The following is a 23,504-nucleotide window of genomic DNA, read 5'->3' as shown; positions in this document are numbered from 1 at the left end:
ATGACGTATCGTAGTGGTACGATTTCTTGTCACCCTTTTTTCTGTGTGTACAATGGTGGGACAACTAATGCGAAACGAGGAGGCAGGGATATGGAACTGAGTCAGTTTATGCGAAACCTGATTATCGAAACTCCTTCTATCCCCGGCAATTTAGCAAAAGTAGCCACGGCAATCGCACAATGGAAAGGCGATATCGGCGACATCCAGACGATCAAAGTCGGTACTCTTTCCACCTTGCGAGATATATCCATCCAGTGTAAGGATGAAGAGAATCTGAAACAGATCGTCGATGCGATCAACGCAATCGGCAGCGGCATCCATGTGCTCGCCGTGACGGACGAAGTTCTGCAAGCGCATGAAGGGGGAAAAATCCAGATGAAAGGACGGATGGAAATCCGGTCCCTCGGCGATTTGCGGAGAGTGTACACCCCCGGCGTGGCGAATGTATGTGGAGTGATAAAAAATGATCCGTCCCAAGCCAATTATTTTACAGGGATTTCAAATTCCGTTGCCATCGTGACGGACGGCACCGCCATTCTGGGCCTTGGCAATATCGGCCCAGTTGCGGGAATGCCCGTGATGGAAGGGAAGGCTGTCCTGTTCGACCAGTTTGCAGGTATCAGCGGCATCCCGATCCTGCTTGATACGAGCGATCCGGACGAAGTGGTCAAGACAGTGAAGCATATCCATAAAGGATTTGGCGGGATTTTATTGGAAGATATCGGATCGCCGCATTGTTTTGAGATTGAGGAACGGCTGAAAGCGGAACTCCCGATTCCTGTCATGCATGACGACCAGCATGGCACGGCAGTCGTGACACTCGCTTCCGTTTTGTCCGCCTGTAAACAGGCTGGCGTGGATCTCAGCGATTCCGTTGTCGGACAAGTCGGCCTGGGAGCGGCGGGCTTAGCGATTAGCCGAATGCTCATGGAATACGGAGTCCGGGAAATGCACGGAGTCGACCGCAATGAAGCGGCGCTCGAACGGATGAAGCATTACGATGGCAACGTCCTCGATTCGCTGGAAGAACTAATGGAAACTTGCGATATTGTCATAGCGACGACAGGGGTTGCGGGGTTGATTCGACCTGAAATGGTGCGGAAAGGGCAGATTATCTTGGCGCTGTCCAATCCAAATGCGGAAATCAAACCGGAAGTAGCGCTCGAGGCGGGTGCGGCCTTCGCGGCGGACGGTCGCCAAGTGAATAATGTCCTTGGCTTCCCGGGCATTTTCCGCGGTGCCCTGAACGCGCAAGCAAAGGCAATCACCTATCCGATGCTCATCGCAGCCGCCTTGGCCATCGTCGAGACGACGAAACCGGGGGATCTGGTCCCTCATCCGCTTGACCCGCAAGTCCATCAAAACGTAGCCGAAGCGGTCGAACGGGTGGCCAATGAAACCCAATCGCTGCAATGAGGTGTGGAAGGAAGTCGGAAAGTTCTGGTTTGTAAGTAAAGCCTAGGTGAGCGCAAGCAACCGGACGTACAGGTGCAGCACGAAAAACCCTCCCTGGAGCGGATGCCCTAGGGAGGGTTTCGTCATTGTTTATCTTCCAATTGGCCAATCGAATGGAGACGAGCCCGGAGGAGAGTGTTTCAGGATGTCGAAGACTGGAATCGTGTACGCGAACAGGATGAGCGCAACGGTGACACCGATCCATAGATACCAGTTCTCGAGCACTTTCGGAGTCGGATCCGCATCTTCTTCCTCCTCGGCAATCGGGTATTCTTCCACACCGCGCGGCGCGAAGAAGGTAAGTTGAATGAAGATATACACCATCAAGATGATGCCGATGAACAAGATTGTTCCGCCGATTGCTTGGGAAAGCTGGTAGCTGATCCATGTCTGCACCTGCTCGCCGCCTGCATATTCAGAGTAGTTGGAACGGCGCGGGCCGCCAAGCAAGCCTTGAATGTGCATCGACGTTGACATGATCGTCATTCCGAATGTCCAGATGATGGACTGGATGATGCCCAGTTTGTTGAGTTTCGGAGTCAATCGTCTGCCTGTCAAATGCGGGATTAGCCAGTACGAGATACCGAAGAACGTCAGGATGACCGTAGTAGCAACAGTCAAATGGAAGTGACCGGTGACCCAAATCGTATTATGGACGAGTGCATTCATCTGGTGGGAAGCGTTGATGATCCCGCCGGCTCCGCCCGGTATGAAAGCGACCATACCGATGAATGGTGCAAAGAAACGGACATCTTTCCACGGCAGTTTCTTGAACCAGCCGAACAGGCTCGTATATCCTTTTTTCCGTCCAGTCGTTTCAAATGTTGCAAAAATCGAGAAAGCTGTCATCAAAGTCGGAATGACAACCATGAATGTCAGGACGACTTGGATGAATTTCCATGTCGGATCGATACCGGGCTCTGTGAGCTGGTGGTGGAAGCCGACCGGAATGGAGAACATCAACAATAAGATGAATGACAATCTAGCGAGAGAATCACTGAATAATTTTCCGCCGATAATTTTCGGGATGATCGCATACCATGCCATGTAAGCCGGCAACAGCCAGAAATAGACGAGTGGGTGACCGAAATACCAGAACAACGTACGACTCATCAGGACATTGATCGTTTCCGCATATCCGAGCGACCAAGGGATGAATTGAATCAACACCGAGGAAGCGACCCCCAATGAAGCGATGAACCACATTAACATATTAATCGTCACCATGAAGGCAAGAAGCGGTGATTTCTGCCCTTTATGCGCCTTCTTCCAAACATACAACTGGCGGAAGTTAACGAACGCCGCAACCCAGCTTCCGACAATGACTAACGCAAGACCGAAATAGAACGCTGGATGCGCCCGCAACGGAGCGTAGAATGTATACAGGACAGACGCCTCGCCGACTAGAATCGTGATGGCCGCCATAATGGTCCCGACGAGCATCGTCCAGAAGGAAATCCAAGCGACTTTCATCTGTTTATCCGAAATACCGACCGTTTTCCCCATCAAGGAAAATTGGAATCCGATAATGAAAAACGTAGTCAGAACAAGTCCGAGGATGACGCCGTGCACTGTCAAAATCGTATAATAATCGATATTGAAAGGCAATGTGAACCTTCCTGATCGCACCAATGTCTGCAAGAGACCCATCAAGCCGCCGACCAGAAGGGAAATATAGGTGACATACATGAAGGACATATATAATCGCGATTGTTTTTTAGAGAGTGGCAATTGGTTGGCTTCCATCATTCATACACCTCCACTGTACCGAACATCTGATGATGCCCGATGCCGCAGTATTCATTACATACGATTGTAAATTCGCCGTTCTTTTTCATAACCGCCTCGAAACGGCTAATATGGCCCGGTTCGACCATCATATTGATATTCGTCCCTGCAACCTGGAATCCGTGGACGACGTCCTTCGTAGTGATTTGGAAGAGAACCGTCGAGCCTTTAGGAACCCGGATCTTCCGGACCGCTTTGTCTTCCGCATCCCGTCCCATATCATAGTTGAAAGCCGATGCGACGATATTCACTTTATACTTTCCGTCCGCCACTTCCCGGAGCCCCAAGTTTTCAGGTTTGAATTCCTCATGGGCTTCGACGTTGTTGGGATCGATGGTTTCAATATGGCTTTGCGGGTGAGTTCCTTTCCAGAATGCAGCGAACCCGATGATAAGGAGAAATAGGGCAAGGGAGCCCATTCCGAATGCAAGCCATACTTTTTCATATTTATGCAGATGCATAGAGTACCCTCCTGACATATATTATCTAGATAAAAAGAGTGCGTAAGATCCGAACCAAGTTAGTAGGATGAAAACACCAAGCAACATGACCGCGATGAAAGTCCCTTTCAAACTGATTTCAGATGGACCTTGATCGGAGTGTGGCGGTGTCGGTTTTCGTTTGCCCATTGTGTACCCTCCATTTCGTTAAGTGTTCTGATTCATACTTTCATCATAAGCTTCTGGGACGATAAGGGAATTAGGGGATTCCCTAGGTTTTATTCAAACGGCGCGAACTTCACAATTCGTTCACTCGCTCTTCATCGTTTTGACAAAATGATTTGCTAGCTAAGCGGGAATAAAGAGTGTCTGGCTGTTGGGATCCGCAGTGGGCAATTGCTTTATCCTCCTCGTCCGACACTTGTATATGAAGGCATATTTCCTGTGGATAGAGGGGAAGATAATATAGGTCGAAATGTTTGGGAGCAAGCGGTTAGGGATATAGGACACTAGTGTCAAGGCCAGTAATTAAAAAATTAAATTGAAAAAATGTTGACCATACTGTTTATGGAAATTACAATTAGCAATGTGGTGAAATCCTAAGTGGAAGTAGGTTGGAGAGAATGGAAAACATGCAACTGATTAAAGTGGAAAACCCCGAACAAGGGGCGGAGCGTGTATTTGAAATCATCAGGGAAGAACTGGAGAACGGCCGACTGAACGTGCTTGGGTTGGCAACAGGAAGCACCATGATCCCCGTCTATAAAATGTGGACGGATTCCGATTTGGACTTCAGCAACGTGACTTCATTCAATTTGGATGAGTATGTCGGAATCGCAGCGGATAGTCCGAATAGTTATGCGTATTTTATGAAAGATCATTTATTCAATAAAAAGAAATTCAAAGAGACGAATATACCGGATGGGATGGCGGCAGACTTGGACGCGGAATGCCGGGCATACGAGGAACTGCTAGTGAAACATCCGCTCGACATCCAGTTGCTGGGTGTTGGGGAGAATGGCCATATCGCGTTCAATGAGCCAGGTACGTCGTTCGAGTCGGTCACGCATGTAGCGCATCTGACGGAATCGACCTTGGGCGTCAACAGCCAATACTTCGAGAACGATGAAAAAATTCCAGAAACGGCCCTGACGATGGGCATCATGTCTATCATGCGAGCGAAAAAACTTATTTTGCTTGCATTCGGTGAGAAAAAGCGAGATGCCATCGCCAAATTATTGGAAGGCGAAGTGACGCTGGAATGGCCGATTACGAACTTGTTGAAGCATGAAGATTTCATTGTCATAACGGATCTTGAATTGTAAGCATATGAAAAGACTGCTTCCCGACGGAGGCAGTCTTTTCACGTTTCTTATGGTCTAGCAATTGTCGAGTGGTAAAAGATGCAGTGGATGGCGGTAGGATTCACTCTTGTTCCATGTCCGGGGGCGTTGTAGAGTTGGTGTTCGTTTCGTCCCGTTCCGGGTTTCGCTCTTTTTCGATAATGCTCAGTGGGGCGCGTCCAGACGGAGAGGCGGGTTCCTCTTTGGGATGGTATCGTTCATACTCACCGGCTGCCGGCGGGAGGTGATCATCCCGTTTCAACTCCTTTTTTCGGGAAGGAAAGACGGGGTCGGATTGCATCCTCCCAATATTCGGCGGGGTTCCCGCGGTCGACTGATTTTCTGTCTCATGAACTGGCTTTTGCGGGCGTTTTGGAAAATTCCCTTCATTTTTCACGCACAGAGCCTCCAATCCTATTTTAGCATTCTTCTTACATTCCCTTTATTCGACGGGCATAAACCTCAAAATCTATTACAATATTTCAATAAAGTGAGACAATCGAGTTATTCGTAATGACTTTGTTACATAAATGTAATATTAGGTCGTTTTGAAACATGGTAAGGTTATTGCGGATGGTTTTTTACATATAAATTAAGCCAATGGGGGAACACATGAAACTTACATTTACAATGCAAAAAACGATTACGATCTTTGTAATGGCATTACTATTATTCGTCGCACCGTTCACTGGACAAGCTGAAGCGTCGTCTTCCAAATCGGAAGCGATTTCAAAAACGGCAACTAGCCTAACAGGCATTAAATACGTATACGGCGGGACGACTACGAGTGGTTTCGACTGCTCCGGTTATGTATCGTACGTATTCAAACAAAATGGTATCGACCTGGCACGCACGTCTTCCGGCATGTACGCATCCGGAACAGCGGTGAAGAAAGCCGATCTGGAAACAGGGGACCTCGTATTCTTTAATACATCGGGCAAAGGGGTTTCTCACGTAGGCATCTACATAGGGGATGGCAAGTTTGCACACGCATCTACCTCCCGTGGTACGCGTGTCGACCAATTGGACGACCCTTACTATTGGGGCAGCCGTTACGTTGGGGCAAAACGCATCTCAGGCGTCAACTCCGTAGCCTCTGCAACAAAATAATAAATACATATAGCGCAGAATGTCGAATTGCTGACACTCTGCGCTTTTTTCATTGTTTACTGTGTAGTAGTCCCCATGTGACTTCAACCTCCATTTTTGTGAGTGTGTTGATGAGATGGAGTTCCCTGTCAGGTACTCCTATCTTACTTGAAGTCGCTGGGGCTTTTTTGTGGTTAATCAAGGTAATTTGATTATTTCATACACCAGGAAATTATAAAATTCTGGCTTGTGGATAACTTTCCAGCCGGATGCCTTTTCGGCCAGAATCCGGGCGCTGTTTTTAATGCAGACCATTTAAGGTGCCTTAATTTCTGCAAAGTTCGCAGAAATTCGGCAAATCAAGCCCTTCGCTGCTTGATTTGCAATGTAAGGCGGAGGGAGTGCAAGTAAATCGGCGGCGGATGCAAGCTAATAAGCGGTGAGTGCAAGCAAGGGCAGGGGAGATGCGAGCAAGTTGGGATTGTCATACGAGAGAAGAAAAGGTCCGGGGGATGCCCGTATTCTCCCAGGATGTACGAGTTCTGCCCGAAGGTATGCCAACCCCACCTTTTTCAATAAAAAAAGAGGCTGCTTTGGCAGCCTCTTTTCATCCAATCTTTCATTGCGGGACGCGGACGGTCCAGCGGGAGAAATCGGGTTCTTCTTTTTGGACCATTTCCTTCGGATAGATGAAAGTCCATGGTTTCGATGTGTTCGCTTTAACCGAAAGCGGAGCCAGTTCGAAGGAGCCGCGGGCGACTTGATCGCCGGCTGCGTCGACGAGCTCGAGTGGCAACTTTTCGATATTGATCTGCTTGGAGTGGCCGTTGCGGATGAAGACGGAGGCCGCGATGCTGCCGTCGTCTTGCTGTTTCACTTGGAATCCGCTGATGTTCACTTCACGCGGCTTCAATTTCGGCAAGCCTTCCACAACTTTCGCCAATGCCTCTTTCTGCTCGGCCGTCAAGCCTTCTTCCCAAGTCGGTTCGAGTTCCAACTTGTGAGGCACCATCGACTGGACGTTGAAAGCGAGCTTCCAATTTTCTGCCGGCGGTTCTTCAGCAAAGATGTTCTCTTTTGTGAAGACGAATACCCAAGGCCGTGCGCTCCGTGGCGGGATATCGCCGAGTTCTTTCAAGTCGAACTCGTCAGATGCGACAGTTTTCCCTTCGCCGTCGAGCAAGAGCAATTCGACTGATCCGACAGAAATCTGCTGGTCGAGCGAGGAACGGAAGAACGCTTTGACGAGCCAGCTGCCATTCGCCGGTTCGACATCGATGTCGATCCCTGATAGCGAAATTTGGTTCGGTTTTAGCGGTTCCAGTTCATTCGACAAGAAGCGGAAGACGTACTCCTGCTCTTGCGGGATGGTCCATGACGGATGAAGGGAAAGCGGGGTTTCCACATCGTCGGTGCTTGTTGAAGACTGGACGCCCTCTACGATCTCTTCGGATCCGATTGTGCTGTCGGATCCTGTTTTTTCCACTTTCTTAAAAAAGGAGAATAGTTTCATTGTTGTTGTGCCTCCAATTGTTCATTAATCTGTTTCATGAACCCGATTACCTCGGATGCGATGTTCCGACGCAATTTCTGGTAATGCTTGGCGAAAAGCTGGAGCCCTTCCCGCTGATAAATTCGCATCGGATCTTCCTGGCCATATGAACGGAGTCCGATCCCTTCCTTCAGACGAGTCATCACTTCCAAATGTTTCACCCATGTCGTATCGATATGGGACAGCATTACTTGAGGGATGAACTGCAAGATTTGCTCGTGCTCGGCAAATGAATCGATGAACGCGAGTAGATTATCGATTGGTTCCTCGTAAAGTTTCATAATATCGGCCACCCGCTCGACCGTAGGCGGAATGGACACCTGTTCCAGCAGCATGGCATTCATCGTCCGCTCGATCCGTTGCAGATCCCAGCTATCCGGTGACTCATTTTCCGGACAGCTATCGTACACGACGAATTCGACAGCTTCATGGAGCATCGTCTTCAATTGGCCCAGAATGTCTTCCCGTGCCAATACTTTGTCGCGCAATGAGTAAATGACTTCCCGCTGATCATTGATGACGTCATCGAGCTTCAAGTTGTACTCCCGCATGGAGAAGTGGGCGCCTTCGACGATGCGCTGCGTCCGCTCCGTCAGTTCATGGACATCCGCATTCTGGACGAGGCCGTCTGTGTCGGTTTCGACTTTCTTCATGAACTTCTCCAAATCGTCTTTCGCGAATCGTTTGAACATATCATCTTCGAGGGAAAGGAAAAACTGGCTTTCCCCGTGATCCCCCTGTCTTCCGGAACGTCCGCGCAGCTGGTTGTCGATTCGTCGGCTTTCATGCTTTTCCGTTCCAAGGACGAAGAGTCCACCGACTTCTTCAACCCCTTCACCAAGCACGATGTCCGTCCCGCGTCCCGCCATATTCGTTGCGACCGTAATATGACCGAGCTGCCCCGCTTGGGAAATCAAATCGACTTCCTGTTCTACGCTTTTCGCATTCAGCAGATGGTAGGACAATTTATATTCATCCAAATATTCGACGACTTTCTCCGATTGCAGGATGGAAGTGGTCCCAACCAGGACAGGTTGTCCTGTCTTATGACGTTCCGCCACTTCTTTCGCCACTGCTTTGTATTTCTGATCGATTGTTTCATAGACTTTATCCGGGGAATCAATCCGTTGGCGCGGACGGTTTGTCGGGATTTGGATGACTTCCATGCCATACACTTCACGGAATTCCTTCTCCTGTGTCTTCGCCGTTCCGGTCATACCGCTCAGCTGCGGATACATGCGGAAGTAGTTCTGGATCGTAATTTGGGCTTGCGCCTTGTTTTCCTCCGTGATCGGCAAGCCTTCCTTCGCTTCGATCGCCTGATGCAAGCCATCTGAAAGGGTACGGCCTTCCATGATGCGTCCTGTGAACATATCGACCAGCTCGATTTTTTCGTCTTTTACGATATAATCGACATCCCGTTTGAAGATGACATGGGCGCGGACAGCTTGAATCATATAATGGTAGAGAGTCTGGTGCTCCAAATCATAGAGGTTGTCCACACCGAATGCTTTCTCCACCTTCTCGATTCCGGTATCCGTCAAAGACGTCGCTTTCGTTTCATCTTCGAAATCAAAATCGACCCCTTGTTTGAACCGTTTCGCGAGACGTGCGGCGATGTTATGGAGATCGGCGTCCGCCTGCATCTTACCTGCGACGATCAACGGCGTTTTCGCCTCGTCGACAAGGACGCTGTCCACTTCGTCGATGATCGCGAAATGATAAGGGCGCTGCACTTTTTGTGAAATATGCTGCGTCATATTGTCCCGTAGGTAATCAAAACCGAATTCGGTACCAACGCCGTATGTAATGTCGGCATCATAGGCTTCCTTCTTTGCCGGGCCTTGCATCATCGGCACGTTGAGGCCGACCGTCAATCCGAGGAAACGATGAATCTGTCCGATCTGCTCATAGTCCCGCTTCGCCAAGTAGTCATTCACCGTAATGACATGAACGCCTTTGCCTTCGAGCGCCCGCACATAGGAAGGCAAGGAAGCAACAAGCGTCTTCCCTTCCCCCGTCGGCATCTCGGCAATATTTCCTTCGGTCAGCACCATGCCGCCGATAAGTTGTACATCAAAATGGCGCATGCCAAGCACCCGCTTCGACGCTTCCCGGACGACCGCGAAGGCGTCGGGTGTGATATCGGAAACGGTCGCTCCATCCAGCAACTTTTCTTTGAATCTATCCGTCATATTACGTAGCTCGTCATCCGACATCGCTTCATAAGTGGATTCCAATTTATTTATCTGGTTGACAAGTTTACGGTATTTCCGCAATTGTCTCTCGCTCGTCTGATTTGAACGTTTGAATAGTGATAACATGAATGAACGCTCCTTTTTCTAGTCCTGCTTACAAGGACACGTTCTTATTTTATCAAACAGAACGTCAAAAGACTACTCTTACAGGAAATCTGTATATATAAGGAAGGCGAAAAAACAGATTAGCTCGCCGGAGAAAGGGGAAGATAGGAACTAAGGAACCAACCGTGAAAAGTAATCTAGCAGAGAGTGCTTTCCGCAACCAATCATGCTATAATACTGTTGATTTGATAAATTATCGTTTATTCAGGGAGGAAGGACATGTTATTTGTTGCATTGGCCGCTGCTTTCATAGCGTCCATCATACTTACTCCACTCGTCATTAAATTCGCATTTAAAATCGGAGCGGTCGACCGGCCGAATTATCGAAAAGTGCATGCTTCCATCATGCCGCGTATCGGCGGTTTGGCGATATTTGGCGCATTCATGATCGGTTATTTCATTTTACGTCCGGATGACGAGCATGCAGTCGGCATCCTCATTGGTGCCTTGATCATCATTGTCACCGGTTTTCTGGATGATATGCTGGAAATTACGGCGAAAGCAAAAATGGCTGGTCAATTGGCTGCTGCCATCGTCGTGGTGACGTGGGGCGGATTGCAGATCGAGTTCATTAATCTACCGTTCATCGGGCCACTGGACTTTGGGTATTTGAGTATCCCAATTACGATCATTTGGATCATTGGAATCACCAATGCCATTAACCTGATTGATGGGCTGGATGGATTGGCTGCGGGCGTTTCCACGATCGCACTCATTTCGATGACAGTGATGGCGGTGCTCATGGCGGATGCTTTCGTTATCGCCACTGCCTCCATACTGGCGGCAAGTTCTCTTGGGTTTTTGTTTTACAACTTCCACCCGGCCAAGATTTTTATGGGAGATACGGGTTCCTTGTTCCTAGGCTACATGATCTCGGTACTCGCTCTTCTCGGATTCAAAAACATCGCGGTCGTATCGCTCGTCATTCCGATTATCATGCTAGGCGTTCCCATTTCGGACACATTCTTCGCTATCGTCCGCCGGGTTCGCATGAAGCAGGCGATTACGGCTCCAGATAAATCGCATTTGCATCATTGTCTGCTGCGCATCGGGTTCTCCCACCGCCAGACGGTATTGATTATTTATGGACTAGCTATCCTCTTCGGTGTAACGGGAATCCTATTCTCGCAAGCGACGGTGTGGGGCGCGATCCTGCTCATCCTCGTCATGCTGATCATCATCGAACTCTTTGTCGAAATCATAGGATTGGCTGGCTCGAATTATCGCCCGCTCTTGAACCTCGTTCGGATGATTGGAAAATAATAAAGATAAAATCCGGCTCTCCTGAGAAAAGGGGGAGCCGGATTTTTTTGTAGCCTCCATTAAGAGAAGGACATCCAATTGTAAGGGGATACGCTTTTAGAGGAATTTCCGTATGTTAAGATCAGTACTGCGGTGTTATTAGTTGGCTCTTATTGGAGGAAAGTGGAAAGAGAGGAGGGGGAGAAAAAAGTCATCCTCCTTTTGTTAATAGTATTGTTGTTTCTCATATCCGTTGCGGTCGAGTTGAATTTGGGGTTATGAATATACGCTCAGTTGAATAAAACCATTAAAAAACCGGAGCGCCCGTGAAGGCCTCCGGTTTTTCAATATTCGTTTTCAGGTGCACGATTGGCGGATTCGGTGACAGTGGTACCGTTATCTGTCAATTGAGAGGTGTCGGAATCCAACTCAAGATGCGATTTCAATTGGAATTTTACGTCCTCCAAGCTTTTTTCATCGAGTTTGAAGTAATAGCCGTATGGTGTCCAATCGTCGTATCCTTCGATGTTGACATTTTGGACGTCAGGCATGCCGCCTTTCGCATATTCCAGGAAAGACATCATTTCTTTGAACGTCATGTCGGTCTTCATGTTGTCGCCGAGCGCATCGATGACATCGCCGTATTTCGTAATTGATTTGACGGAAGTGGCTTCTTTGATCATCGCTTGGATGATCATTTGTTGCCGCTCTCCTCTCATCAAGTCACTATCTTGCTTACGCGTTCTCGCGAGGGCAAGCGCATGGCGTCCGTCCAGGCGATGGACCCCTTTGACAAGTTGGATGGCATTTTTGTCGTTTTCATCCTTCTCCAGGCGGTCGTAAGGGACCTCGACTTCGATGCCGCCCAGTGCGTCCACCACTTCGATAAACGCGTTGAAGTTCATTTTCACGTAGTAGTCGATTGGGATATCCAGCATTTCCTCGACGGTGTCAATTGCCGCTTTCGTACCGCCGTACGCATGGGCATGCGTAATTTTATCCTGCTTCCTGATTTCCGGAATATAGACATAGGCATCACGCGGAATGCTGAGCAACTTTACGGATTTCTCGGTTGGGTTCAATGTCGCAACGAGCAGGGCATCGGATCGGCTGCTGTCTCCTTGTGACCGTATGTCACTGTCATCGACGCCGATCAACAGGATCGATACATTGTCATGCGCAGGTTCCACTGCGACTTCCCGAGCTTCCGGTTTCGGCCGGTCCGGAACCGCCTCATATGCACGATCCACCGCGTCCGCCGCCTTCTGCTGCAAGGAGGCAGCGAATGCCGCTACAACGAAAAAAGCTGAAAGGGTGAGAAGTAGCCCGACCTTGAGAAATAGGCGCTTTTTGGACGATTTTTTCTGTCGTTTTTTAAAATCTCTTCTTTTCATTTGCGTTCCTCCGGAGTGGACTCCGCAGGGCAATAAGCCCGGAATCCTATCATATAAGGGGTAAAATGTCGGCACGCTTCCAATACAGGCATGGCGACGTTTCGCTTGCTTAGTAAACTACAATCTTTCCCATTATACTATTTTATCCGCCAAACGTATACCCTTTCAGCTATCGGTCTCAAGAAATTCGCTAGAAACCGACAAAATACCGGCCTGCCCATTTGTCATTTCCGTCATCCAGTCGGTGAACTTCTCGACTTCGGCTACCGGAACATAGAGGAAGAGGTCCACTCCATCCGCGTAAGAAATTTCCTTCAAAGGATAGGGGGATTGCCGGGCTTCATTCTCCACTTTGCCGAGCCAGGTGTAATCGATCGTCACTTTCATGAGCTCATGCAGTCTGCGGTGGACGACACCGGCCGCGTCAATCCCAATGGATGTGGCCCGTCCATAAGCGCGGATTAGTCCGCCTCCCCCTAGTTTAATGCCTCCGAAATAGCGTGTCACAACGACAACAGTGTCTTTTAGCCCTTGCTTTTTCAGCACCTCGAGCATTGGGACTCCCGCCGTTCCGGAAGGTTCTCCATCGTCGTTCGCCTTCTGGATCTGGTCATGTTCGCCAATCAGGTAGGCTGAGCAATTATGGGTGGCGGCATGGTGTTGCTTTTTGATTTCTTGGATAAATTCAAGGGCTTCCTCTTCCGTCTCCGCCCGTTTAATATAGGTAAGGAATCTGGACTTCTGAATAATCAATTCACTTTCCCCATACCCTTTTATGGTGTAATAATCTCCTCGCATTGGTAATACCTCCAAAATTTCTTGAATTTCGACCTAGACCGGGACGATCTATTCCTTCCTGAAGCAAGAGGAAAGTCCTTCTTCCATCCTCCGGTCTAGTGTTGTATAGGCATCGGTCTTATAAGGTTATTGTAGCCGTTCCTAAGGGAAAATGCGAACTGATTCACGATCGTATGTTCCTGTTCGCGGAGGAGTCCGTGATTCGTTTTCCGAGCGCTTGTAAACAGGTCTTTCCTAATTCAACAAATCTGTAATACAATTTTAACATGCAAATGGGACTATAATGATATAATGAGTGATGTGTGTCAGGAAGTTCATCATTCTTGCGATACTGCTCATCTAATGCGATGGTTCGGCTAGAAGCGGAGGAAGCGAATTGAAGGAAACTACATTTGATATCCAGACATTGGACACCATTTTCAACAACATGGTTCGCACAATGGATCAATCCAAAAATGATATATTCATTATAAGTGAACAGAGCCGGCAAAGCTTTGAAGAGATGCAAAGTGAGCTGAAAATGGTGAAAGAGGATATTTCCCGGGTAATAACAGAAGGCGATTATCTGGAAGATATGACACGCCACTCTCGGAGGAGACTTGCCGATGTATCGAAAAGTTTCATGAATTATTCCGAAGAAGAAGTGAGGCAAGCATACGAAGTTGCCAATGATTTGCTCGTCCGCCTCTCGATCAATAAGATGGAAGAAAAGCAGTTGCGTCATCGGCGCGATGAATTGGATCGGAGACTGGCCGGGTTGATGGAGACGATCGAGCGGGCCGATCAACTTGTCAGCCAGGTGACAACAGTCGTCAATTATTTGACGACCGATCTGAAAAATGTGGGAGAAGCCCTCGAATCGGCACGCCATAAATCGGAATTTGGCATACGCATCATCCAAGCGCAAGAGGAGGAGCGGAAACGGCTGTCCCGGGACATCCACGATGGCCCCGCTCAAATGTTGGCCAATGTCTTGATCCGGTCGGGGTTGATTGAAAAAACATATACGGAAAAAGGGCCAGACAAAGCATTGGCCGAACTCGCCGATCTCAAGGAGATGGTGAGAAGCGCGTTGTATGAAGTCCGGCGTATCATCTATGATCTTCGGCCGATGGCATTGGACGACTTGGGATTGATTCCCACGTTGAAAAAATATTTGACCACGGTGGAAGAATATCAAAAGGGTGTGACGATCCACTTTCGAAGCACGGGGCAGGAACGTCGATTCAACTCGAATTTCGAGGTTTCCGTTTTTCGGCTTGTCCAAGAGTCTGTTTCAAATGCATTAAAACATGCAAATTGCACGGACATATGGGTGAAAGCGGAGTGGATTCACGATATAATGAATATCATCATCAAAGATAATGGAAAAGGGTTCGACCAGAAAGAAGTGAAAGATAAGTCTTTTGGCTTGATTGGGATGAGGGAGCGGATTGACCTGTTGAAGGGGGAAATGAATGTCATTTCCAATCCGGGCACGGGGACGACCATCCTTTTCCGCATTCCGCTACGAATGGACATGATTGACTACTAGGCATTGGAGGAAAGAATTATGACAAAGATCTTAATTGTAGACGACCATCAGTTATTCAGGGAAGGAGTGAAACGCATCCTGGATTTCGAAGACTCGTTCAATGTGGTAGCCGAGGGGGACGATGGAAGTGAAGTGGTAGAACTCTATCGACAATATCTTCCGGATGTCGTTCTGATGGATATCAATATGCCACGTATGAACGGGGTAGATGCGACCGAGAATTTGATGAAAGAATTTCCTGACGCAAAAGTGATCATGCTTTCTATCCATGACGACGAATCCTATGTGTCTCACGCACTGAAAACAGGGGCGCTCGGCTATATGCTAAAAGAAATGGACGCCGACGCAATCGTCCAAGCGATCAAGGTCGTGGCAGCGGGAGGTTCCTATCTTCACCCGAAAGTGACGCATAATCTTGTGACGGAATTCCGGAGATTAAGCGAACGGGAACATAAAGGGTCATTCCAACAAAATGATATTCGCCGTCCGTTCCATCTGCTCACGAAACGGGAGTGCGAAGTGCTCCAGTTATTGACAGACGGGCAAAGCAACCGGACAATTGGCGAAACGCTGTTCATTTCCGAAAAGACGGTCAAAAACCACGTCTCCAGCATCTTGCAGAAGATGGCGGTAAACGACCGGACGCAAGCCGTCGTCACAGCGATCAAAAATGGTTGGGTTGAAGTGAAATAATCAATTACGCCTTGGCGTAGTTGCGTCCAGATTTTGAATCGAGCTTGAGGCCTGTGTGATGCAGGCGTTCGGATACCCGCTGGACAGGGAAATAAATCCACATTCATCTCACCACTTATCGAGGTGGATGAATAAAGATAAATAAAAGGGGGCCTTCCGCTGTAGGACAGGCCCTTTTATGCGCGTAGGAGGAAAATATAATGAAACGGAATTTAGGATTACTCATGTTGGTATTGCTTCTCGTGTTGGGGGCTTGCGGCAAAAAGGAGGACCCTCAGGAAGGGAAAGGGTCGGTCAACGACGGCGAACAGTCGATGAATACGCAAGGGACCGTCGATCATGGCGTCGATGACCAGAAAGTAGGATTCAGTTTGTCCGGTGAATCGATAGAGGAAGCGACGGGCATTCCGCCAGAGGATAAAGAGCGGATCCTCGAAGTGTTCGATGTGTATATCAAGACTTTGAACGACCGGGACATTGACGGATATCTGGCAACGTTATCCGAGGAGAAATATGATCTGGTGGAGGAACGCCAAGTGACCGAGACGCTGTTCGACGAGTACGATCTAACCCGGGAAGCATCGGATGTCACGATTGTAAAATATAGCGAAACAGAAGCCCAAGTGTTCTCGAAAATCCAGACCATTTATAAGCAACAGGCTACCGGTCTCGAAACGAAACCGACCGGACGTCAGGTGACTGTCTTCAAGAAAGAAGGCGATGCCTGGAAAGTCGCTGGTGTCTATTATGTCGGCGATGAAGACAAAGAATAAGTGAAACTGAACTTCCAACCTGTGTGGTTGGAAGTTTTTTCATGGAGAGGCTTAAACAAAATTCTGCTTAGGTGATGACGGATAATGGTGGGCGCTCATACTTCCCGGTTCCTTGCTCATAAGTTCGGTCCCCGCGCCCATAACTCCAGCTCAGCGCTCATACTCTCCGAATCCACGCTCATAAGGTCAGTCTCCGCGCCTATACTCCCTGGTTCCTCGCCCATAAGTCCACCCCGCCAGCCTCCCTAAATAAAAATCCTGCCATTTTCCTACACACTTCCATCCCATACATAAATATTGAAAATAATCCCTGGTGAATGTGGTTGATTTTCGGCGGAAGAGGGCATATAATAAATGAGAACAAATGTTCCGGTGGAAGGGAAGGAGGGAGGGGGATGCCTTTAATTCCCGCGGAGGCATTGCCATATTTCGAAAATATGATTTACTTGCCAATGGTGTTGATCATTTTGGAGCGTGATCGGCAGGCGTTTGAAAAAGGGCCCTTCAAATTGAAAGGCCCATATGTGAAACGGGTGGATGAGGCGATGAAGCTGGTCCGCGCCGAGCTGAAAGAGACTACAGCTTATTTGCGCCGTCACGACATGAAGGTCATTCGGAACAAGACGGATGATACGTTCACGGAGTATGTATTCATCCATGGCGGTTATGAGGATAGCCGGCGTTATTTGAATGTCCGGCTGCGCAATCGGACGGAAGAGCTTTTGGATAGCTTTTTCGTCAAGGCAGGCATCTAAATCAGCCATCGGTAAGGTAGGACAATGAGGACCGGCTCAATTGCTTTTGCCTTTTCAGGAAATCCTTTTCCAGGAACCCGGCAAATGTGTACTGGCGGTACATCGTGTTGGCGGAGATATCCACTTTGACGAATTTTCCGTTCTCCAGATGCACTTTCGTTCCCGTTTTTTCGGCTTCGAAATAGTCGATTGCATGGTATGAAATCCACACATTCTGGTCGGCTTGTGGCGATAATGTAGGCAGGAAGATGTAAGGTCTGCCGTAATCATGCGCTATGATGATCGGTGTCTTATGATGTCTGCCCAGCTTCAGTTTTGCGGTACTGGTCGAACTTTGCAAGGAACCGCCGTAATAATCGCAGGAACTCCTTACAACGTGAATCGGTTTTCGCGGGACAATCGTTTCCCGATACCGTTCAATGATGCGGGTCCCCACTTTTTTTCCGTCTTTGACGGGTTGCAACACGAAGGTGTCAAAAGAAACGACGTAATTCGCGCTCTGTTTCTCAAACATCAACTAGCCACACTCCCTTTTTAGTCATTAAATTCCATTATAAATCAGAAAATTATAAAATCAATGAATATGTATATAATAAGAACTAGTTTTCCGTTTAGTTAAAATGACTTATGATTGAATGAAAAAAAACCTTCCACTCATTCGGAAATGAGGGAAGGCGGTTCTCAACGGTTCTGGTATTCGATCGCCGCTGCGCCAAGTGTCTTAGCAGCTAGCAACATGGCATTTTCATCGATGTCGAATCTCGGATGATGGTGAGGATATACGTCAGCTGGCTGGGCGCCAGTGAAAAAGAACGTGCCGGGTACTTTTTCAAGATAGTATGCAAAGTCTTCTCCTGCCATGAAAGGAGAAGTTTTTACGACATGTTCCACGCCGGGGACGGTTTCTGCGACCGTTTTTAGGAATTCCGTCTCGGCTTTATGATTGACGACCGGCGGGTAGCCGCGGAAGTAATCGCAAGTGATCGTGCAATCGTTCAGCACGGCCGTCCCGGCTACGATTCGCTGGATCTCCTCTTCCACCTGGTCACGGATGGCGGGAGTGAACGTCCGCACCGTACCGCGGATGGAAGCAGAATCTGCAATGATGTTAAAGGCATTGTCCGCAACGAAGGACCCGACGGACACGACAGCGGATTCAATCGGATTGATACGGCGGGACACGATCTGCTGTAAATTCATGACGAGCTGGGAGCCGATGACGATGGCGTCTTTTGTCTGGTGAGGTGCCGCTCCATGGCCGCCCGCGCCTTGGACGGTGATTTCGAAACGATCTGCCGCCGCCATTGCCGGTCCAATCACGTATTCCACCGTGCCCAGGGGAATCAATGACCAGAGATGGGTGCCGAAAATGACATCGACGCCATCGAGGCAGCCCGCTTCAATCATCGACTTCGCGCCTCCTGGGGCATATTCTTCGGCATGTTGGTGAATGAACACATACTCCCCGGCCAGGCACTCTCGCATGACATGGATCGCTTTTGCCAGCTGGAGCAAAGCGGCTGTATGCCCATCGTGACCGCACGCATGCATAACACCGGGAACGGTCGATTTGTAGGAGACATCCTTTTCATCCTGGATCGGCAGCGCATCAAAATCGGCACGCAAAGCGACGACTTTGCCAGGCTTGCCGCCTTTCACACGTGCGACAACACCATTGCCGCCGACGCCTGTCTTCACTTCCACTCCTAGGTCGGCATAGAAGTCATGGATGTAACGGGCCGTTTTCTCTTCTTTGAATGATAGTTCGGGATGCATATGTAAGTAGCGGCGTATTGCGACCATGTCGTCATATGCCCGGTCCAGCTGTTCAAACAGTTTCTCTCTCATACGATGACCCCCTCAAAAAAATCGTTCTTTGCCTTAGTATAGCAACCCGGTCAAGGCTCAGCAATGGAATGAAAAAGCGCAACCCTTATCAGGTCACGCTTCCTCGTCTTTCATTTTTGCCGTATAGGTGGCGGTGTATGGCGCACTCGTGAAAATATGCGGACGGTCCGTTCCAACCCGGGCGCGGTCGATTTCATGGATCCGCTCGTACGCTTTCGACTCTTTCCAAAGGTCATAGAATCTTGCTTCCGACCATTCGGTTAAAAGGACGTACGTATCCGAATCGAGCGGACGCAGCAAGCGGAACGCGAGAAAACCCGGTTCCCCGTCCACCGCATTTTGTTGCGTTTTATAATGATGTTCAAATACGGGTCGGCCTTCATCCATTACATTAATATTATTAAGGGCGAAATAGCCGTTCTCTTTCAACTCACCCGATGCCCCGATCACTTCGAAACGCCGGGGTGTCTGAAATACCGATTTCCCTTCTGTTTCATGCAGTAAAATGGTGTTACCTTGTCCGTGCATGACGAACATTCTTTCCTTCGCATGCTTTTCACGGAGCTTTTCCATGAACTCGGGTGTGCCGGACGTCATATAAATATTCAATCCCCATCCCTCCTCTTCTTATATGACTTATATTTTCCCTGAAAGGGCCGGTTAAAACAAACCTTGACGAATCCATGACTACAAAGTGGAAAAGGACGTACAATTTTATGACAATCAGAGTTTCATACTATACTTTCCAAAGGGGAACGTCTATATTGAGAACGGATATGTAGTAACGGGTAGTGATAAAACAATGAAAGTAGGAATCCATCAAATGACTCCATTCAACGATACACTTCTACGTGCCGCCCGTGGCGAGAAAATCAATCATACTCCTGTATGGTATATGCGGCAAGCCGGTCGTTCACAACCGGAATACCGTAAAATTAAAGAAAAATACTCTCTCGAAGAGATTACCCATCAACCGGAATTATGCGCTTATGTGACAAAACTCCCGGTGGATCAATATGGCGTGGATGCGGCCATACTTTATAAAGATATTGTCACTCCGCTTCCGGGCATCGGCATCGATGTCAAAATCAAGGCCGGTGTCGGTCCGGTCATCAGCAATCCAGTCCGTACCGTTCAAGACGTCCAAAATCTAGGCGAATTATCCCCGGAAGACGATATTCCCTACGTCTTTGAGACGATCAAAATGTTGACACAGGAACAATTAAACGTTCCCCTCATCGGATTCGCGGGTGCTCCGTTCACATTGGCGAGCTATATGATCGAAGGAGGACCTTCAAAAGGGTATCATTTAACAAAAGCCTTCATGGTTTCCGAACCGGAAGCCTGGTTTGCGCTCATGGACAAGTTGGGCGATATGACCATCACATACATTCAGGCTCAAGTGGCTGCGGGAGCGAAGGCAGTCCAGATCTTCGACTCGTGGGTCGGCGCGCTGAATGTGGCGGATTACCGGATATTCATCAAACCAGTCATGACGCGCATCTTCACAGAACTCCGCAAATTGAACATTCCTCTCATTACGTTCGGCGTTGGAGCAAGCCATTTGGCGAACGAGTGGCATGATCTGCCGGTTGACGTCGTCGGCCTAGATTGGAGACTGTCCATCAAGGAAGCAGGCGAACGTGGATTGACGAAACCGCTCCAAGGGAATCTTGATCCGGCACTTCTGTTGGCGGATTGGAGTATCATCGAGGAACGAGCAAAAGTGATTATCGAACAAGGTGTGGAACATGGCAACCATATCTTCAATCTTGGGCACGGGGTGTTTCCGGAAGTACAGCCGGCCACGTTGAAGAAGTTGACGGAATTTATTCACGAGTATAGTGCAAAACTGAGAGGATAACACGAAATTGAATGAGGTGAAACGAAGATGACGAAAAAGACGATGGGCCTTTTGGTGATGGCTTATGGCACGCCCTATAAGGAAGAGGACATTGAACCGTATTACACGCATATTCGACGGGGACGTCCACCGGCACCCGAACAACTAGAGGATCTTCGGAACCGCTATGCGGCGATCGGCGGGATTTCACCGCTTGCCAAAATCACCGAGAACCAGGCGAACGCATTGGCTGATCGGTTGAATGAAGTGCAGGATGACATTGAATTCAAAGTGTATGTCGGCTTGAAGCATATTACGCCGTTCATTGAGGATGCGGTTGAGAAGATGAAGGAAGACGGTATCCAGGAGGCGGTTTCCATCGTCTTGGCGCCTCATTTTTCCACGTTCTCTGTAAAGTCGTACAATGGACGGGCGCAAGAGGAAGCCGAGAAGTATGGGATCCGGATTACGTCTGTTGAGAGCTGGTACAAGCAGCCGAAGTTCATTCAATATTGGGGCGATCAAGTGCGCACGACGTTTGAGAAGATGAGCGACACAGAGCGAGGATCCGCTTGTCTGATTGTTTCGGCGCACTCTTTGCCGGAGAAGATTCTCGCGGCGGGCGATCCGTATGCCGATCAATTGAAAGAAACGGCTGATTTGATTGCCGCGGCAGCGGGTGTGGAGAATTATGAAGTCGGTTGGCAAAGTGAAGGGCAGACGCCTGAGCCCTGGCTCGGACCGGATGTCCAGGATTTGACACGTCAGCTGCATGAAGACAAAGGATATCAAGCATTCGTTTATACACCAGTTGGATTCGTGTCCGACCATTTAGAAGTGCTATATGATAACGATTATGAGTGCAAGGTTGTATGTGATGACATCGGGGCGGCGTATTTCCGCCCGGCTATGCCGAATACCGATCCGCTTTTCATCGAAGCGATGGCGGATGCGGTTTTTGAGAAACTGAACGAAGCGTAAAAGAGGAAAGGAAGCGAAAGGACATGGGCGGACAAAACAAGAAAGTCGTCATTGTCGGCGGGGGGATCACCGGGCTCTCCGCGGCGTTCTATATGCAGAAAGAGGCGCGTGAAAAAGGGCTTGCGCTTGATGTGATCCTCATTGAAGCGTCCAATCGGCTAGGCGGCAAGATCCAGACGATACGGCGTGACGGTTTTGTCATCGAACGCGGGCCGGATTCATTCCTCATCCGGAAAAAAAGCGTGGATGTCCTGGCGAAGGACCTCGGGATCGAAGGGGAACTCGTCCGGAACGCAACGGGGCAGGCCTATGTCCTCGTCCATAACAAATTACATCCGATTCCGGGCGGGTCGGTCATGGGGATCCCGACCGAAATCGGCCCGTTCTTGAAGACGGGGCTATTCACTTGGTCCGGCAAGATGCGGGCGGCGGGAGACTTTCTACTTCCCCGATCGGGCGTGGAAGGCGATCAGTCCCTCGGCCAATTCTTCCGCCGGCGGTTTGGCGGAGAGGTTGTCGATAACCTGATCGAGCCGCTGCTGTCGGGTGTCTACGCGGGGAATATCGATACGATGAGTCTGGAATCGACCTTCCCGCAGTTTTACCAAGTGGAAAAGAAACACCGGAGTCTCATTTTAGGAATGAAGAAAACGACTCCGAAACAGCTTCCGCAGAAAAACAGCCATAGCAACAAAAGGGAAGGCGCGTTTCATACGTTCCGGAACGGTTTGGAAACATTGGTGGAAGCGGCGGAAGCGCAACTGGACCCGAATTCCGTCCTGAAAGGCGTCCAAGTCGAGGGAATCGAGTCGAGGGACGGGAAAACCGTGCTCCAACTAAATGGTGGAAGGGAAATTGAAGCCGATTCTGTCATCCTGACGACAGGACACGAGATGGCGGGTCGTTTATTCGCCCCGTATGGCATCTTGCAGAATCTGCGGAACATCCCGACCACATCAGTTGCCACAATCGCGCTCGCATTCCCGGAAGAGAGCATCGTTCAGGATAAAGAGGGGACGGGATTCCTCGTGTCCCGGAGCAGCGATTACTCCATCACGGCGTGCACGTGGGTGCATCGCAAGTGGCCGACAACGACGCCGAAAGGGAAAGTGCTGCTACGGGCCTTCGTCGGACGTGCTGGGGACGAAGCAATCGTCGACTTGCCCGATGCTGAGATCGAAAAAATCGTCCTCGCTGATCTCTCGAAGATCATTAACATCCAAGGGGAGCCGGATTTCTCGGTCGTTACGCGTTGGAAGGAGGACCGACCGCAATACCGGGTCGGCCATAAGCAACTGATCGAAGCTTCCCGCGCGGAATTGCATGCCCTCTTCCCGCAAGTGAAACTCGCCGGCGCCTCATACGACGGAGTCGGCTTGCCTGACTGCATCGACCAAGGACGAGCAGCGGTCGAAGAAGTGCTACAAGAGTTGTTTGAATGAACCTCAGCCTGCCCATGTGGCGGGCTTTTTTTTATAGATTTTAACTTGCCGGAACCCTGAGTGCTGTTGGTTAGGGACGGGCGACAAGCAACAGCGTGGTGAGTGCAAGGAAACCGGGTGCTGGTGTAAGCAACAGCGGGTTGAATGCAGGCAAGCTGGTTGGCAGGCGTG

General features: G+C 49.3%; 22 protein-coding genes. 11 read left to right on the top strand and 11 right to left on the bottom strand.

All coding sequences use genetic code 11. The features are described 5' to 3' along the window. Positions 1-90 precede the first annotated feature (90 nt). Entirely contained in the window at positions 91-1,416 is a 1,326-nt protein-coding gene (locus tag MKY41_RS09500; RefSeq protein WP_340744775.1) for an NAD-dependent malic enzyme, read from the top strand. Positions 1,417-1,545: 129 nt separating this feature from the next. Here the strand turns inward: MKY41_RS09500 and MKY41_RS09495 are convergent, their stop codons facing one another. Genes MKY41_RS09495 through MKY41_RS09485 form a run of 3 tightly spaced genes read right to left on the bottom strand, consistent with a single transcriptional unit; the run spans position 1,546 to position 3,872 of the window. Beyond that, positions 1,546-3,204 (bottom strand): b(o/a)3-type cytochrome-c oxidase subunit 1, encoded by a 1,659-nt coding sequence (locus MKY41_RS09495; protein WP_340744774.1) that lies wholly within the window; start codon positions 3,202-3,204, stop codon positions 1,546-1,548. After that, on the bottom strand, positions 3,201-3,704 hold the full coding sequence (locus MKY41_RS09490; protein WP_340744773.1) for a cytochrome c oxidase subunit II: 504 nt from the start codon (positions 3,702-3,704) through the stop codon (positions 3,201-3,203). The genes MKY41_RS09495 and MKY41_RS09490 overlap by 4 nt, the downstream gene beginning before the upstream one ends. A gap of 21 nt (positions 3,705-3,725) precedes the next feature. Next, the gene (locus MKY41_RS09485) at positions 3,726-3,872 is read right to left on the bottom strand and encodes a cytochrome c oxidase subunit 2A (protein ID WP_340744772.1); all 147 of its coding nucleotides are present in this window, start codon (positions 3,870-3,872) and stop codon (positions 3,726-3,728) included. Between the two features lie 443 nt (positions 3,873-4,315). Here MKY41_RS09485 and MKY41_RS09480 point away from each other — a divergent pair, with 443 nt between their 5' ends. After that, positions 4,316-5,008, top strand: coding sequence for a glucosamine-6-phosphate deaminase (locus MKY41_RS09480; protein ID WP_445683330.1), 693 nt, complete (start codon positions 4,316-4,318; stop codon positions 5,006-5,008). 100 nt (positions 5,009-5,108) lie between these two features. On the opposite strand, the gene MKY41_RS09475 is transcribed toward MKY41_RS09480, so the two are convergent. Further along, entirely contained in the window at positions 5,109-5,423 is a 315-nt protein-coding gene (locus tag MKY41_RS09475) for a hypothetical protein (protein WP_340744770.1), read from the bottom strand. A gap of 215 nt (positions 5,424-5,638) precedes the next feature. Between MKY41_RS09475 and MKY41_RS09470 the strand changes: the two genes are divergently transcribed. Further along, positions 5,639-6,136: a C40 family peptidase gene (locus tag MKY41_RS09470; RefSeq protein WP_340744769.1), complete on the top strand. Its 498-nt coding sequence runs from the start codon at positions 5,639-5,641 to the stop codon at positions 6,134-6,136. Positions 6,137-6,734: 598 nt separating this feature from the next. Here the strand turns inward: MKY41_RS09470 and MKY41_RS09465 are convergent. Both MKY41_RS09465 and secA2 read right to left on the bottom strand, forming a co-directional pair. Then, on the bottom strand, positions 6,735-7,628 hold the full coding sequence (locus MKY41_RS09465) for an accessory Sec system S-layer assembly protein (RefSeq protein WP_340744768.1): 894 nt from the start codon (positions 7,626-7,628) through the stop codon (positions 6,735-6,737). Further along, the gene (secA2, locus tag MKY41_RS09460; protein WP_340744767.1) at positions 7,625-9,991 is read right to left on the bottom strand and encodes an accessory Sec system translocase SecA2; all 2,367 of its coding nucleotides are present in this window, start codon (positions 9,989-9,991) and stop codon (positions 7,625-7,627) included. Before secA2 ends, MKY41_RS09465 begins: the two co-directional genes overlap by 4 nt. Positions 9,992-10,249: 258 nt before the next feature. On the opposite strand from secA2, the gene MKY41_RS09455 reads away from it, so the two are divergent. Then, positions 10,250-11,293 (top strand): glycosyltransferase family 4 protein, encoded by a 1,044-nt coding sequence (locus MKY41_RS09455; protein WP_340744766.1) that lies wholly within the window; start codon positions 10,250-10,252, stop codon positions 11,291-11,293. Positions 11,294-11,616: 323 nt separating this feature from the next. Here MKY41_RS09455 and MKY41_RS09450 read toward each other — a convergent pair whose 3' ends face one another. Both MKY41_RS09450 and MKY41_RS09445 read right to left on the bottom strand, forming a co-directional pair. Then, complete coding sequence (locus MKY41_RS09450) at positions 11,617-12,666, bottom strand: LCP family protein (RefSeq protein ID WP_340744765.1); 1,050 nt, start codon at positions 12,664-12,666, stop codon at positions 11,617-11,619. Positions 12,667-12,831: 165 nt separating this feature from the next. Further along, positions 12,832-13,464: a YigZ family protein gene (locus tag MKY41_RS09445; protein WP_340744764.1), complete on the bottom strand. Its 633-nt coding sequence runs from the start codon at positions 13,462-13,464 to the stop codon at positions 12,832-12,834. Positions 13,465-13,840: 376 nt separating this feature from the next. Between MKY41_RS09445 and MKY41_RS09440 the strand changes: the two genes are divergently transcribed. From MKY41_RS09440 to MKY41_RS09425, 4 genes are all read left to right on the top strand, one after another. Further along, positions 13,841-14,998: a sensor histidine kinase gene (locus tag MKY41_RS09440; RefSeq protein ID WP_340744763.1), complete on the top strand. Its 1,158-nt coding sequence runs from the start codon at positions 13,841-13,843 to the stop codon at positions 14,996-14,998. A gap of 18 nt (positions 14,999-15,016) precedes the next feature. Then, positions 15,017-15,691, top strand: a complete 675-nt coding sequence (locus MKY41_RS09435) for a response regulator transcription factor (RefSeq protein WP_340744762.1) — start codon at positions 15,017-15,019, stop codon at positions 15,689-15,691. A 200-nt stretch (positions 15,692-15,891) separates the two neighbouring features. Beyond that, positions 15,892-16,464: a DUF3225 domain-containing protein gene (locus tag MKY41_RS09430; RefSeq protein WP_340744761.1), complete on the top strand. Its 573-nt coding sequence runs from the start codon at positions 15,892-15,894 to the stop codon at positions 16,462-16,464. 395 nt (positions 16,465-16,859) lie between these two features. Then, entirely contained in the window at positions 16,860-17,219 is a 360-nt protein-coding gene (locus tag MKY41_RS09425) for a hypothetical protein (RefSeq protein WP_340744760.1), read from the top strand. Between the two features lies 1 nt (position 17,220). On the opposite strand, the gene MKY41_RS09420 is transcribed toward MKY41_RS09425, so the two are convergent. The 3 genes from MKY41_RS09420 to MKY41_RS09410 all read right to left on the bottom strand — a co-directional run bounded on the left by MKY41_RS09420 (position 17,221) and on the right by MKY41_RS09410 (position 19,676). Continuing rightward, positions 17,221-17,733, bottom strand: a complete 513-nt coding sequence (locus tag MKY41_RS09420) for a competence protein ComK (protein WP_340745674.1) — start codon at positions 17,731-17,733, stop codon at positions 17,221-17,223. Between the two features lie 167 nt (positions 17,734-17,900). Further along, a complete protein-coding gene (locus MKY41_RS09415; RefSeq protein ID WP_340744759.1) occupies positions 17,901-19,067 on the bottom strand; it encodes a M20 family metallopeptidase in 1,167 nt (388 codons plus the stop codon). A 93-nt stretch (positions 19,068-19,160) separates the two neighbouring features. Then, the gene (locus tag MKY41_RS09410; RefSeq protein WP_340744758.1) at positions 19,161-19,676 is read right to left on the bottom strand and encodes an antibiotic biosynthesis monooxygenase family protein; all 516 of its coding nucleotides are present in this window, start codon (positions 19,674-19,676) and stop codon (positions 19,161-19,163) included. A 214-nt stretch (positions 19,677-19,890) separates the two neighbouring features. On the opposite strand from MKY41_RS09410, the gene hemE reads away from it, so the two are divergent. Genes hemE through hemY form a run of 3 tightly spaced genes read left to right on the top strand, consistent with a single transcriptional unit; the run spans position 19,891 to position 23,333 of the window. After that, positions 19,891-20,931: a uroporphyrinogen decarboxylase gene (gene hemE, locus MKY41_RS09405; RefSeq protein WP_340744757.1), complete on the top strand. Its 1,041-nt coding sequence runs from the start codon at positions 19,891-19,893 to the stop codon at positions 20,929-20,931. A 27-nt stretch (positions 20,932-20,958) separates the two neighbouring features. Continuing rightward, positions 20,959-21,891 carry a ferrochelatase gene (hemH, locus tag MKY41_RS09400; RefSeq protein ID WP_340744756.1) on the top strand — a complete coding sequence of 311 codons (933 nt, stop codon included), beginning with the start codon at positions 20,959-20,961 and terminating at the stop codon, positions 21,889-21,891. Positions 21,892-21,914: 23 nt separating this feature from the next. Beyond that, positions 21,915-23,333 (top strand): protoporphyrinogen oxidase, encoded by a 1,419-nt coding sequence (hemY, locus tag MKY41_RS09395; RefSeq protein ID WP_340744755.1) that lies wholly within the window; start codon positions 21,915-21,917, stop codon positions 23,331-23,333. The last annotated feature ends 171 nt before the right edge of the window (positions 23,334-23,504 follow it).

The organism is Sporosarcina sp. FSL W7-1349 (genome assembly GCF_038003045.1).
GTDB lineage: Bacteria > Bacillota > Bacilli > Bacillales_A > Planococcaceae > Sporosarcina.
Note: the sequence above shows the minus strand (reverse complement) of the source record. Positions and strands in the feature narration are given on the sequence as shown.